General features: G+C 65.5%; 11 protein-coding genes and 1 riboswitch. Of the genes, 5 read left to right on the top strand and 6 right to left on the bottom strand.

From position 1 onward, the window contains the following. Positions 1–173: 173 nt before the first annotated feature. Both BKM74_RS04885 and BKM74_RS04880 read right to left on the bottom strand, forming a co-directional pair. A complete protein-coding gene (locus BKM74_RS04885) occupies positions 174–656 on the bottom strand; it encodes a PAS domain-containing protein (RefSeq protein WP_086464556.1) in 483 nt (160 codons plus the stop codon). A 13-nt stretch (positions 657–669) separates the two neighbouring features. Beyond that, positions 670–1,134 (bottom strand): PAS domain-containing protein, encoded by a 465-nt coding sequence (locus BKM74_RS04880; RefSeq protein WP_086464657.1) that lies wholly within the window; start codon positions 1,132–1,134, stop codon positions 670–672. Between the two features lie 204 nt (positions 1,135–1,338). Here BKM74_RS04880 and aguB point away from each other — a divergent pair, with 204 nt between their 5' ends. Then, positions 1,339–2,214, top strand: coding sequence for an N-carbamoylputrescine amidase (gene aguB / locus BKM74_RS04875; RefSeq protein ID WP_086464555.1), 876 nt, complete (start codon positions 1,339–1,341; stop codon positions 2,212–2,214). Here aguB and chrA read toward each other — a convergent pair. The 3 genes from chrA to ygfZ form a co-directional block, all read right to left on the bottom strand. Continuing rightward, positions 2,211–3,431, bottom strand: coding sequence for a chromate efflux transporter (gene chrA / locus BKM74_RS04870; protein WP_086464554.1), 1,221 nt, complete (start codon positions 3,429–3,431; stop codon positions 2,211–2,213). The genes aguB and chrA overlap by 4 nt on opposite strands. A gap of 71 nt (positions 3,432–3,502) precedes the next feature. Beyond that, entirely contained in the window at positions 3,503–4,444 is a 942-nt protein-coding gene (locus tag BKM74_RS04865; RefSeq protein ID WP_245825800.1) for a DMT family transporter, read from the bottom strand. A gap of 128 nt (positions 4,445–4,572) precedes the next feature. Beyond that, positions 4,573–5,475, bottom strand: coding sequence for a CAF17-like 4Fe-4S cluster assembly/insertion protein YgfZ (gene ygfZ / locus BKM74_RS04860; RefSeq protein WP_086464656.1), 903 nt, complete (start codon positions 5,473–5,475; stop codon positions 4,573–4,575). Positions 5,476–5,654: 179 nt separating this feature from the next. Between ygfZ and BKM74_RS04855 the strand changes: the two genes are divergently transcribed. Beyond that, on the top strand, positions 5,655–6,989 hold the full coding sequence (locus BKM74_RS04855) for an aspartate aminotransferase family protein (protein ID WP_086464552.1): 1,335 nt from the start codon (positions 5,655–5,657) through the stop codon (positions 6,987–6,989). Between the two features lie 54 nt (positions 6,990–7,043). Here the strand turns inward: BKM74_RS04855 and BKM74_RS04850 are convergent, their stop codons facing one another. Then, entirely contained in the window at positions 7,044–8,033 is a 990-nt protein-coding gene (locus tag BKM74_RS04850) for an SDR family NAD(P)-dependent oxidoreductase (RefSeq protein ID WP_086464551.1), read from the bottom strand. Between the two features lie 347 nt (positions 8,034–8,380). On the opposite strand from BKM74_RS04850, the gene BKM74_RS04845 reads away from it, so the two are divergent. The 3 genes from BKM74_RS04845 to thiO all read left to right on the top strand — a co-directional run bounded on the left by BKM74_RS04845 (position 8,381) and on the right by thiO (position 12,996). Further along, positions 8,381–10,168, top strand: a complete 1,788-nt coding sequence (locus BKM74_RS04845; protein WP_140056021.1) for a methyl-accepting chemotaxis protein — start codon at positions 8,381–8,383, stop codon at positions 10,166–10,168. A 154-nt stretch (positions 10,169–10,322) separates the two neighbouring features. Further along, the gene (locus BKM74_RS04840) at positions 10,323–11,645 is read left to right on the top strand and encodes a sensor histidine kinase (RefSeq protein WP_140056020.1); all 1,323 of its coding nucleotides are present in this window, start codon (positions 10,323–10,325) and stop codon (positions 11,643–11,645) included. A gap of 84 nt (positions 11,646–11,729) precedes the next feature. Beyond that, positions 11,730–11,837: riboswitch (TPP riboswitch) on the top strand. Continuing rightward, a complete protein-coding gene (thiO, locus tag BKM74_RS04835; RefSeq protein ID WP_086464549.1) occupies positions 11,827–12,996 on the top strand; it encodes a glycine oxidase ThiO in 1,170 nt (389 codons plus the stop codon). Its footprint overlaps the riboswitch before it by 11 nt. Positions 12,997–13,007 lie beyond the last annotated feature (11 nt).

Below are 13,007 nucleotides of genomic sequence, written 5' to 3'. Positions count from 1 at the left end.
CTACATTCGTCGCATACATTTAATGCTACGCAAAATTGAGGACTATCGGATTATAAATTAAGGTCACAACGCGATCTTTACCAAAAAATCGCAAGAAAAATCCCGGGACCGCGCCGCGATACTGCGACTGGATTGCAAGACAAGACCGAATTACCAGCGCACCCGAGCCTCTTTCATGTAAAGGATTCCAGCCAGTACACCGTGGCACCCATGATCCGGTCCACGCTCTCCCCGTCATCGGCCAGCGGCAGGGCCAGAAGCTCGAAGCGCACATGCCGCTTGTCGCGCCAATGCACGGTGCCGTGGATACGCGCCGGCTTTCTTGAGGTGCGAACAAGCCGGTAGAAGGACCGGCCATGATCACCGAACAACTCGCCGACCATGCGGCCGGTATTGTCCACCCCGACCCATTTCACGATCTCGGTACCGATCAGCGTGTAGCGGAAATCATCCTGTTCCGGCACATATTCGGTCAGGAAGATGGCGCCCAGAACATCCTTCATCTCCGGTGGGTCGAAGTCCCGGCGCGCCGGCAGGCGGCCCTCGCGGCATTTGCCCCGCCAGAGATCGTGCAGCGAGATCAGTCGGGGCGATTCGAGGCGCACCTCAATATCGAGGACGACGTCTTCATGCGGGATGTAGCCATCATCGTCCATAGCGCATGCGCCTTCATCCGCCTGCCATCCGGAAGACCATTCCACCGATGAAGCGGTTTACCTGCTTGCCGTCATCCGCCAGCGGCAGGACAACGGTCTCATAGGCGATATAGTCCCGGCCCAGCCAATCGACAGGCCCATGCACGCGGATCGGCCGGCACTCGTCGCGCACCTTGCGGTACAGCGCCAGACCGGCGGCGCCGAACACCTCGCCGATCAGCTTGCCGGTGCTGTCGCGCTGCACCGCCCTGGTGATGTCGCTGCCCACCAGCGTGTAGCGGAAATCATCATCGTCCGGCAGCGCCTCGACCAGGAACACGCTGCCGAGACAATCGCGCATCTCCAGCGGATCGAAATCGGCGCGGGCCGGTAGAAGCTGGCCCTGGCACTTCTCCCGCCAGAGCACATGGAGCCGCTGTAGCAGCGGCGATTCCAGCTTCATGTCCGTGTCCCAGATGCCCGGTTTCGGGTCTTTCATGACGCCGCCTTTGCGTTCCATTCCCTTTTGAGCAGGATTGCATGTGGTTTTATTCAATTCCAATAATATTGTCGTGATCGACCTATAACAGACTGACAAATCGACGATTCTCATTGTACAGCGTAGCGGCATCGCCATATCACCGGCAAGCGCCCCCGCGACAGCCCCCGGGACAGCCCCCGGGACAGGATGAGGAAAAGACGCATGACCGAGATCATTGTTGCCGCCAGCCAGATGGCCTGTTCCTGGGACAGTGCGGCCAATATCGCGAAGGCGGAAAAGCTGGTGCGCGAGGCGGCCGGGCGCGGCGCCAACATCGTGCTGATCCAGGAATTGTTCGAGACGCCCTATTTCTGCGTCGATCAGAAGCTGGAGCTGTTCGCGCTCGCCAAACCCATTGACGAGAACCCGGCTGTCGCACGGTTTCAGGCGCTGGCGGCGGAGCTGGGCGTGGTGCTGCCGGTCAGCGTGTTCGAGCGCGCCAACAACGCCTATTACAATTCGCTGGCGATGGTGGATACCGACGGGTCGATCCTGGGCATTTACCGCAAGTCACACATCCCCGACGGGCCGGGCTATCAGGAGAAATACTACTTCAACCCCGGCGATACCGGCTTCAGGGTCTGGGACACGCGCTTCGGCCGGCTGGGCGTGGGCATCTGCTGGGACCAGTGGTTCCCGGAATGCGCCCGGACCATGGCGCTGATGGGCGCGGATTTCCTGTTCTACCCGACCGCCATCGGCAGCGAACCACAGGATGAAACTCTGGATTCGAAAGATCACTGGCAGACCGTGATGCGCGGCCATGCGGCGGCGAACATGGTGCCGCTGGTGGCCAGCAACCGCATCGGGCGCGAGGAAGGCGATGCCGCCGGCATCAGTTTCTACGGCTCCTCCTTCATCGCCGACCATAAGGGACAGATGGTGGCGGAGGCCAACCGCAGCGACGAGACGGTCATCACCGCCAGCTTCGATATCGACCGCATCCGTGCCGAGCGCGCCGGCTGGGGTTTCTTCCGCGACCGCCGGCCGGAACTCTATGCGCCGCTGCTGACTCTGGACGGGCGTACGGTGCGCTAAAGGCTGTAGAGCGCGGCCCCCGCGAGGCCGGCCAGCACCACCACCGCCCAGGGCGGCGCCTTCCAGAATTGCAGCGCCGCGAAACAGACCAGCGCCGCCGCCAGATCGGGCGCGCCGGCGACGGCGGTGGTGAAGACCGGGTCATAGAGTGCGGCCAGCAGCAGCCCGACCACGGCGGCGTTCACCCCCATCAGCACCGATTGCGCCTTCGGATGCGCCCTCAGGGACGACCAGAAGGGCAGCGCCCCCCACATCAAGAGGCCGGCCGGCAGGAAGATCGCCAGCGTCACCAGCACCGCGCCGCACAGGCCGGCCACGACGCTGCCGCCCATCATCATGCCGAGATAGGAGGCGATGGTGAACAGCGGCCCCGGCATCGCCTGCGCCGCGCCATAGCCGGCGATGAAGATTTCCCGCCCGACCCAGCCCGGACCGACCACCTCCGCCTGCAACAGCGGCAGCACGACATGGCCGCCGCCGAACACCAGCGCGCCGATGCGAAAGAAACTGTCGAAGGCCGAGAACCACAGCGTGTCGATGATCGGGTCCGCCAGCGGCAGACCGATGAGAAGGGTGAAGAACAGCACGAGGCAGAGCCAGCCGAACCCCCGGCCATAGGGTGCCACGACAGGGCTGACGCCGTTGCCGCCGGCGGGCTTCAGCAGCGCCGCACCGACAATGGCCCCCAGCAGGATGGCGGCAATCTGCGCCACCGCCCCGGCCCCCTCCCCCGCTCCGAGCACGACGATCAGGGCCGCCGCCACCGTCAGCGTCGCACGCTCGCGGTCCGGGCACAGCGACCGCGCCATGCCCCAGACCGCCTGCGCCACCACCGCCAGCGCCACCAGCTTCAGCCCCTTCAGCGCGCCCTGCTGCCAGTCTGCCCGGGTCTCGCCCAGCGCCATCACGCCGGCGGCGAACAGTGCCATCAGCAGGGCGGACGGCAGGGTAAAGGCGATCCAGGCAGCGATGCCGCCCAGCCGCCCGCCCAGCAGCGTGCCGATGGCGAAGCCGACCTGGCTGGAGGCCGGCCCCGGCAGGAACTGGCCCAGCGCCACCAGATCGGCATAGGCCTGCTCATCGAGCCAGTGCCGGCGGCTGACGAACTCCTCACGGAAATAGCCGATATGCGCGACCGGCCCGCCGAAGGAGGTGCAGCCCAGCCGCAGAAAGACGAGGAAGATATCAAGAACGGAATGGCGGGGCGGCGAACTCATGGCGGGATATCCGGTCGCAGAAGGTTCCGGCAGCTTCGCCGCAAGCTGGCACCGGCGCAAGACAGGAAGGGTTACGCTTTGGTTGCAGCCTTGCGCTCGCGGGCCAGCTTCTCGCGCCAGACCTGCAGCAGGGCACCGCCGACGATGAGGCCGGCGCCGGCCACGCTGATCCAGGCCGGCAGATCGCCGAACACCACGAAATCATAGAAGGTCGCGAAGATCAGCGTCGCGTAATAGAACGGGATCACGTAGCTGGCCTCGGCGCGGCGCATCGCCTGCAGGAAGAACATCTGGGCGCACAGCATGGTGACGCCGATGGTTGCCATCACCCCCCACTGCACAGGGACCGGCGGCTGCCAGACGAAGAGCACCGCCGTCAGCGCGATGGCGGCACCGATGCCGTTATTCACCACCAGAATCTGGAAGGGCGCTTCGCGGCTGGTCAGCCGCTTGATGAGGATCGCCTCCGCCCCCATCAGCAAGGCGGCGGACAGCGCCACCAGCGCGACGATCTGGAAGGCATCGGTGCCCGGCCGCACGATCAGCATGCCGCCGGCCAGCGCGATCGCCGCCGCCGCCCAGCGCCAGCGGCCGACCTTCTCCCCCAGGAAGGGGATCGCCAGCATCATCGTGAAGATCGGGCTGAGGAAGCTGATCGCCATGGCGTCGGCCAGGTTCATATGCGCGGCGGCGGCGAACATGCAGGACACGCCGGCCCAGCCGACCGCGCTGCGCGCGGCGTGGGTACCCCATTGGATGCCGTGAAAGCGCGGCCGCCAGACCGTCATGATCAGCAGCAGCGTCAGGAAGGCGAAGCCGAAGCGTCCGGCGCTCACCTGCAGCGGATGCAGCGGCGCCCCCTCGATGCCCAGCGCCACGCTGCCAAGCGGGCCGAGCGCCTTCGCCATCAGGCTGGTCGCGGCGATCAGCGCGCAGGAACACACCATCATCACAGCACCGATGACCGGCCCGCGCCCGAGAGATACCGAAGATGTGTCCGAAGCCGCCGTCACTGTGTTCGCCGTCCGCTATCCGTGCCGATACCGGCAGCAGACACCATGGCAGGGAGGATGGGTCAATCGCGATTGCCGTAACGCCCCGTTGCATCAGGAAAAGCATGCACACGGGAAAACCATACGGGTCAGGCGGATTTCTTCTCCGGCAGCGCAACCCAGTCCGGCATCAAGGGCGTCAGCACCGTCTCGCCGATGGTCAGCGCGGCACCGCTCTCCAGCGCCTCCAGCCGCAGCAGGGCGAGACCGACTGAAAAGTCCGGCCCATCAACCGCACTGCGCATCTCGCCGGCCTCGCGGCCATCGGCTTCGATGATCGCACCCGGCTCGGGCAGCGGCCCCGCGATGCCGACCGGCAGCAGCCGCTTCTTGATGAGGCCGCGATATTTCGTGCGCGCCGTCAGCTCCTGGCCGACATAGCAGCCCTTCTTCCAGTCAACGCCGTGCAGCTCGTCAAAGCCGTTCTCCAGCAGGATCGCCTTCTCCACCTGCATGTCGCGGCTGCCATCCGGCAGGCCCAGCGATATCCGCAGCCGGTCATAATCCGCCGGATCGCCGGGCGTGAAGCCGGCCGCCTCCAGCGCTGCGGCATCGGGCAGGTAGAGCCGCGCGCCCGCCCCGGCCAGGCGCGGATCGGCGAAGGCCACGCCGCCGCCGAAGGGTACCGCCGCGCCGGCTTCATCCGGCAGATCCAGCGCCTTCAGCGTGTCTTCACCCCAGGCGATGGCGACCGTCCAGCCCTCGACCGCCTCGATTGCGGCCCTGGCACGCATACGGTAGAGCGACAGCCGGCGCTTCAGATCGTCGATGCGCGCGGCCTCCGCATCCAGCAGATAGCCGCCATCATGCTCGGTAATGAAGAAATCGTGCAGGAACTTGCCCTGCGCCGTCAGCAGCGCCGACCAGATCGCGCGGTCCGGCGTCGCCTTCGCCACATCGTTGGATACCAGCCCCTGCAGAAAGGTCTGGCGATCCTCGCCGGAAATCCGCAGCAGGCGGCGCGGCGGCAGGAAGTACGAACGGTCGGTCATGGTATTTCCCCTGATCACGGTGCCGATCATATCTCGGTCGGGCGCTGCGCGGATGCAAGCCTGCCATGCCCGATCATCGGCGGCACTTTACCGCCCACCCCTTTACCGGCGGGTCAGGGACGCGGTAGTGATTAGATAAGGCGCATGACAGGCTACGCATGACAGGGAGTTGCCTCGCAATGGACACCAACTATCAGGACATTACCCGTCCGAACGACCTCGAATCCTACTGGATGCCGTTCACCGCGAACCGGGCCTTCAAGAAGAACCCGCGCATGCTGGTCGAGGCCGAGGGCATGCACTATACCACCGCCGATGGCCGCCGCATCCTCGACGGCACCGCCGGCCTGTGGTGCGTGAATGCCGGCCACCGCCGCGAGAAGATCGTGAAGGCGATCCAGAAGCAGGCGGAAAAGCTGGATTACGCGCCGTCCTTCCAGATGGGCCACCCGCTGTCCTTCGAGCTGGCGAGCCGGCTGACCACCATGCTGCCCGGCTATGACCGGGTGTTCTTCACCGGCGGCGGGTCGGAATCGGTCGATACCGCGCTGAAGATCGCCATCGCCTATCACCGGGTGCGCGGCGAAGGCACACGGACCCGGCTGATCGGCCGCGAGCGCGGCTATCACGGCGTCGGCTTCGGCGGCATCTCGGTCGGCGGCATCGTCTCCAACCGCAAATTCTTCGGCAGCCTGCTGCCCGGCGTCGATCATCTGCCGCACACCCACAGCCCGGAAAACCAGGCCTTCACCCGTGGCCAGCCGGAATGGGGCGGGCATCTGGCCGACGAGCTGGAGCGGCTGGTCACGCTGCATGACGCCTCCAACATCGCCGCCGTCATCGTCGAGCCGGTGGCCGGCTCGACCGGCGTGCTGATCCCGCCGAAGGGCTATCTGCAGAAGCTGCGCAGCATCTGCGACAAGCACGGCATCCTGCTGATCTTCGACGAGGTCATCACCGGCTTCGGCCGTCTCGGCTCCAGCTTCGCCACCGAGCATTTCGGCGTGAAGCCGGACCTCATCACCACCGCCAAGGGGCTGACCAACGGCTGCGTGCCGATGGGTGCTGTATTCGCCAAGCAGGGCATCTACGACACCTTCATGGACAATGCGCCCGAAGGCACCATCGAGCTGTTCCACGGCTACACCTATTCCGGCCATCCGCTGGCCGCCGCCGCCGGCCTCGCCACGCTCGACGTCTATAAGGAAGAAGGGCTGTTCGAGCGCGCCGCCGAGCTGGCGCCCTACTGGGAGGACGCCGTGCATTCGCTGAAGGGCGTCGGCCCGGTCACCGACCTGCGCAATCTCGGCATCATCGCCGGCATCGAGCTGGAAGGCATCCCCGGCAAGCCGACGGCGCGCGCCATGGAGGCGTTCGGCAAGGCCTATGAGAAGGGGCTGCTGATCCGCACCACCGGCGACATCATCGCGCTCTCCCCGCCGCTGATCCTGGAGAAGAGCCACATCGACGAGATGTTCGGCACGCTGGGCGATGTGCTGAAGACCCTGCACTGAGCGCGGGCGGCATACCAAGAAGAACAGGCCGGCGGGGCGACCCGCCGGCCTTTTTCATAGCCCCCTGTACCGGCGGAACCAGTCGATGAAGCGCGGCACGCCCTCATCGATGGGCGTGGCCGGGTCATAGCCGAGGTCACGGCGGCTCGCCTCGATATCGGCATGGGTCGCGGTCACGTCGCCGGCCTGCATCGGCAGTTCCTCGATCATCGCCGTGCGCCCGGCGGCCTGCTCCATCACCGACAGGAAGCGACGCAGCGGCTCCTGTCGGCTGTTGCCGAGATTATAGAGTTTGTGACGCACCCCCGCCTCGTCCGCTGCCGGCGGGCGGTCGATGGCGGCCATGACGCCGGCGATCACATCGTCGATATAGCTGAAGTCGCGCGCCATCTCGCCGCGGTTGAACAGCTTGATCGGCCGGCCGGCGAAGATCGCATCGGCGAACAGGTATGGCGCCATGTCGGGCCGGCCCCACGGCCCATAGACGGTGAAGAAGCGCAGGCCCGTCGCCGGGATGCCATAGAGGCTGGCATAGGAATAGGCCATCGCCTCGTTCGCCTTCTTGGTCGCACCATAGAAGGAGACCGGCCGGTCGGTCGGGTCGCCCACCGCGAAGGGCAGCTTGCGGTTCGCGCCATAGACCGAGGAAGAGCTGGCATAGACCAGATGCGCCGGTCCGCCATCTGGCCCTTCATGATGCCGGGCCAGTTCCAGCACGGTCAGGAAGCCCTGGATGTTGCTGCGCACATAGGCTTGCGGGTGTTCCAGCGAATAGCGCACGCCGGCCTGCGCCGCCAGATTCACGATGGCGTCGAACCTTCCCTCGCCGGCCAGCGCCGCGCGCACGGTCTCCGCCTCCGCCAGATCGGCCTCGATGAAGCGGAAATCGCCTTCCGGTAATGCATCCAACCGGGCGCGCTTCAGCGCCGGGTCGTAATAATCGTTCAGATTGTCGATGCCGACCACGCGCTGCCCGGCGCGCAGCAGCGCCGCCGCCAGATGGAAGCCGATGAAGCCGGCAACGCCGGTGACCAGCACGCTCATGCCGCCTTCTCCTTTTCGCTCCGGGTGATCCACGGGCAGCGGGCGCGCGTATCTAACGTCATTACCCACCTGCAGGGCAACCGACTCACCTCAGAAGCCTCCAGACCCCATTCGTCTAAGTCCCACCGAAGGCGAGTCCTTAATTAAGCTTTAACCAATACTTCGAGTGGTTAAAATTGATTAACCCAACAACAAGAAGAATGAACGCGTATTTGATTTTTTAGAATAATTCTTGGATTACGTTAATCTTAACTTAAGAAATATCGCAGATCATTCGTCATGAAATTTTCGAAATAACACCGAAAATTCGTTTCAATGTGATCTGAATTCCGAAAGGGAATCCTCCTATGAGCGACATCGTCCTGGCGGGCAGCCCGGCCCGCACTGAGCGGAGCGGCCGCAGCCTCTCCGTCATGCAGAAGCTGATGGCCATCGTCGGCCTCTGCGTTGCTTTCACTTTCGCTGTCGGCGGCACCGCCGTCTGGCAGCTTTCACTGATCGGCGAGGAAATGCAGTCGGTGGTGCGCAATGACATGCCGCTGACCGCGATGGTTCACAAGGTTTCCGAACATCAGCTGGAGCAGGCGGTGTTAGTGGAGCGGGTGACCCGCCTCGGAGGCCTGCGGTCCGATGCCAATGAGAACAGCCTGCGGGCGGCGATCACCGCGCTGGAAGATCTGACTCCGCGGGTCTATCAGGAAATCCGATCGGCCGAAGATCTGGCGAAACAGGCCATCGCCAATGCCAAGAATGCGGCGGAAGTCGAGGAATACAGCACCGCCCTGCACGATCTGGAAGCCATCGACAAGAATTTCATCATCCTGTCGGACCAGGTTCGCGCGATCACCACGGCGATCCGCGAGGGCCGTACCGAGCAGGCCGAGGGCATGCTGGCCGGTGTGCTGGCCAGTGAGGAGATCCTGCACAAGCAGTTCGTCGCCCTGATCAACAAGCTGGACAGCTTCACCGCCCAGTCGATGGAAACCGCCTATGCGCATGAGCAGTTCGCGCTGCAGATGATGATCGTGCTGTCGCTGGTCGGCGCGATGCTGGGCTTCGGCATCTCGGCCTGGCTGGTGCGCGGCCAGATCACCCGGCCGCTGGCCCAGGTCGTCCATGCGCTGCTGAAACTCGCCGAAGGCGATACCACCGTCGATGTCCAGGTGCGCAGCCGTGACGAGGTGGGCCAGGTCGGCCTCGCCTTCCAGACCTTCAAGCAGCGCACCATCGAGATCAAGCGGCTGGAGGCGGAACAGGTCGAGCGCGAGGCACGTGCCGAAGCGGAGAAGAAGCAGGCGATGATCGCGCTGGCCGACAGTTTCGAGCAGAGCGTCGGCAGCATCGTCGGCATCGTCTCGGCGGCGGCGACGGAGCTTGAGGCGGCAGCACAGACCCTGAATGCCAGCCTGGAGGAAACCAACGCCCAGGCCAGCACCGTGGCAGCCGCCGCGAACGAGGCCAGCGCCAATGTCGAGACCGTGGCCACGGCCTGCGAGGAGCTGGCGGCCTCGGTCCGCGAAATCGGCAGCCAGGTCACGCAATCCTCCCAGGTCGCCGACCGCGCCGTCGGCACCGCCACCCAGACCCAGGCAACCGCCGAGGGGCTGGTGGCCGCCACCCAGAAGATCGGCGAGGTGGTCAGCCTGATCCAGGCCATCGCCGAGCAGACCAACCTGCTGGCGCTGAATGCCACCATCGAGGCGGCACGTGCAGGCGAGGCCGGCAAGGGCTTCGCGGTTGTGGCCTCGGAAGTGAAGAACCTGGCCAGCCAGACTGCGCGGGCAACCGAGGAGATCACCCACCAGATCGGCGAGGTGCAGGGCGGTACCCAGCGCACCGTCGGTGCCATCAAGGAAATCGCACAGGTGATCGGCGAAAGCCGCGAAATCGCCGCCACCATCGCCTCGGCGGTGGAGCAGCAGGACGCGGCGACGCAGGAAATTTCCCGCAATGTACAACAGGCCTCGGCCGGCACGCAGGAGGTTTCCGGCGCCATCGTCCAGGTCAGCCAGGCGGCATCCGAGGGTGGGACGGCGGCCAGCCAGGTGCTCGACAGCGCCCAGGAATTGTCCCGTACGGCGGCCCAGCTGCGCAATGAGATGGGCAATTTCCTGAACCGCATCCGCACTGCTTGAGGCAGGCCGATTTCGATGGGATTAATAAACAGCGGGGCTTCGGCCCCGCTGCTGCCGTGCGGGCGTTTTAACAAACCCTCAATGATTACCTTTTAATTTCCATAGGCCTTACCCGCCGACAAACGCGACGCGACAGCCCCGAGGAACGCATCAGTTGTTTAGCCACGAAACGGTGCCGGATATCGCCCCGCAGCAGGCGGACGGGCTGTTGCGGAATCGGGCGACGATCCTCACCAACCTCGTCGTCGCCCTGCTCTCCCTCTTCGTGTTGTGGGATACGCTGCCGGCGGCGACCGAACTGGCCTGGATCGCCGGCATGACGGCCCTTGCCATCTCACGGCTTTTGCTGTCGCACTGGCTGCGCAAATCAGCCTGGCCGGCCCGCCGGAAACTGCATGTCTTCACCGCGGGCGCGGTGCTGAGCGGCCTCAGCTGGGGCTGCCTGCCGGTGCTGCTGCTGCCGGTTGGCGGCGTCGAGGATTTCGCCTTCGCCGGCTTCATGATCGCCGGCATGACCGCCGGCGCCATCACCGCCCTGTGCTGGTATCAGCCGGCCTATCTGGGCTATCTGCTGGGCGCCACCCTGCCGCTTGCCGCCTGCCTGCTGCTGCTGAAGCAACCGGTCTATCTGGCGATGGGCGGGCAGGTGCTTTTTTACGCCATCATGCTGGCGGTGATCTCGGTGTTCTACAGCCGCCGGCTGCTCCAGACGCTGCGGCTGGAAAACGAACTGGACCGGGAACACCGGAGGCTGGAAGCCACCCGCCAGGAACTGGCGCTGGCGCAACACAATAAATGGCAGACCCTGGCGCAGCTCAGCCACCATCTGCGCACGCCGATGAACGCCGTGATCGGCTTTTCCGACATGCTGCGCAGCGAGGTGCTGGGGCCGATCGGCAACCCGAAGCACAAGGATTACATCAACGACATCCACGACAGCGGCACCCGCGCGCTGCAGATCATCACCAAGATTCTCGATGTCTCGCAGGCCGAGGCCGGCATGCTGACGCTCGTCAAAACCGATGTCGATGTCCGGGAGACGCTGGCGGATTGCCTGCAAAGCCATGGCGCGGCAGCCGCGCAACGCGGGGTGACACTGACCTCCAGGGTCGCGGAGAACCTGCCCCGGCTGCTGTGTGACTGCGCCCGCCTGCAGCAGATTCTGGACCAACTGCTATCCAACGCGCTGCGCCACACCCCGGCCGGCGGGCAGATCACACTTTCCGCCGACATCGAGGAATCGCACTGGCTGGCGATCCGCATCGCCGATACCGGCCCCGGCATCCCGGAGGACCGGCTGGCCGAAGCGATGACCCCCTTCGTGCAGTTCGACAACGCGATGGTGCGGCAGCATGACGGCATCGGCATCGGCCTGCCGCTCGCCCGCCGGCTGGTCGAACTACATGGCGGCGAATTCACCCTGACCAGCGCCCCCGGCCAGGGCACCATCGCCACCATCCGCCTGCCATTGCCCTGATCAGTGCGACCTCTATACGGAGCATGTGAAAACGGCGGGGCTCCGGCCCCGCCGTTGCATTTCATGGCAGAACCATTACATGGCATAGTGTAGCTGGGGTGCCGGGGCGGGATGAGCCGATCCGGCTGAGAACATACCCATTGAACCTGATCTGGATCATGCCAGCGAAGGGAGCGTTACCATGTCACCTAAACTACCCGGCAAACCATCCGTCGCCATCATCGGTGCCGGCGTCTGCGGCCTTGGCATCGGCTGGCGGCTGGCTCAGGCCGGTTGCCGCGTTTCCGTGTTCGAGCGCGGCCAGGCCGGGCGCGGCGCCAGCTGGGCCGCCGCCGGCATGCTGGCCGCCAATGCCGAAACCGAGCCCGGCGAGGAATCCCTGCTGCCGCTGACGCTGGCCAGCCAGAAGCTGTGGCCCGGCTTCGCCGCCGAGCTGAACGCGGCGTCGGGCATCGATGTCGAATATCGCGAGACCGGCACGCTGGTCGCCGCCACCAATCGCGACGAGGCGGAGCAGCTGCGCTTCACCTACGAATTCCAGCGCGACCTTGGCCTCGCCGTCGACTGGCTGAGCGGCGCCGAGGCCCGGAAGCGCGAGCCCTATCTGCGGCCCGGCATCACCGGTGCCGTCTGGGCGCCCGATGACCATCAGGTCGAGAACCGCAAGCTGGCCGCGGCACTGCAGGCGGCCTTCGCGAAGGCAGGCGGGGTGCTGCACGAGAACAGCCCGGTCACCGGCATCGAGACCGAGGCCGGCCGCGCTGTCGGCGTTAGGATCGGCGACAATCTCCACAGGGCCGATATCGTGGTGCTGGCCGCCGGCTCCTGGTCGCGCGACATCCCCGGCCTGCCCGACATCGCGCTGCCGCCGGTGCGCCCGGTGAAAGGCCAGATGCTGAGCCTGCGCATGGACCCGAAAGCGCCGCTGGCCACATCCGTATTGTGGGCACCGAAAATCTATCTGGTGCCGCGCGCCGATGGCCGCCTGATCGTCGGCGCCACCGTCGAGGAAAAGGGCTATGACCCGCACATGACGGCGGGTGGCGTGCTGGCGCTGCTGGACGCCGCCTGGCGGGCGGTCCCCGCCATTGAGGAACTGCCGATCGAGGAGATGTGGGTGGGGTTCCGCCCGACCAGCCGCGACGACGCGCCGATCCTGGGCGAGAGCGGGCTCGACGGGCTGCTGGTGGCGACCGGCCACCACCGCAACGGCATCCTGCTGGCGCCGATCACCGCCGACGCCATCGCCCGGCAGATCCTGACCGGCAGGACACTTTCCGAAGCCGCCCCCTTTACGCTGGCGCGCTTCGCCGCTAAGTCAGCGGCAACGTCCGAGATTGCCGCAGAATGAGTATGAGTGCG

The organism is Oceanibaculum nanhaiense, assembly GCF_002148795.1.
Taxonomy (GTDB): Bacteria; Pseudomonadota; Alphaproteobacteria; order Oceanibaculales; family Oceanibaculaceae; genus Oceanibaculum; species Oceanibaculum nanhaiense.
The sequence above is the reverse complement of the archived record's forward strand: the minus strand, read 5'-3'. Positions and strand labels throughout refer to the sequence as shown.

What these genes read in the sequence shown, in the direction of transcription:
- BKM74_RS04885 (WP_086464556.1), bottom strand. Translation starts at nt 656, where the DNA reads ATGGACGATGATGGCTACATCCCGCATGAAGACGTCGTCCTCGATATT.
- BKM74_RS04880 (WP_086464657.1), bottom strand. Translation starts at nt 1,134, where the DNA reads ATGAAAGACCCGAAACCGGGCATCTGGGACACGGACATGAAGCTGGAA.
- aguB (WP_086464555.1), top strand. Translation starts at nt 1,339, where the DNA reads ATGACCGAGATCATTGTTGCCGCCAGCCAGATGGCCTGTTCCTGGGAC.
- chrA (WP_086464554.1), bottom strand. Translation starts at nt 3,431, where the DNA reads ATGAGTTCGCCGCCCCGCCATTCCGTTCTTGATATCTTCCTCGTCTTT.
- ygfZ (WP_086464656.1), bottom strand. Translation starts at nt 5,475, where the DNA reads ATGACCGACCGTTCGTACTTCCTGCCGCCGCGCCGCCTGCTGCGGATT.
- BKM74_RS04855 (WP_086464552.1), top strand. Translation starts at nt 5,655, where the DNA reads ATGGACACCAACTATCAGGACATTACCCGTCCGAACGACCTCGAATCC.
- BKM74_RS04850 (WP_086464551.1), bottom strand. Translation starts at nt 8,033, where the DNA reads ATGAGCGTGCTGGTCACCGGCGTTGCCGGCTTCATCGGCTTCCATCTG.
- BKM74_RS04845 (WP_140056021.1), top strand. Translation starts at nt 8,381, where the DNA reads ATGAGCGACATCGTCCTGGCGGGCAGCCCGGCCCGCACTGAGCGGAGC.
- thiO (WP_086464549.1), top strand. Translation starts at nt 11,827, where the DNA reads ATGTCACCTAAACTACCCGGCAAACCATCCGTCGCCATCATCGGTGCC.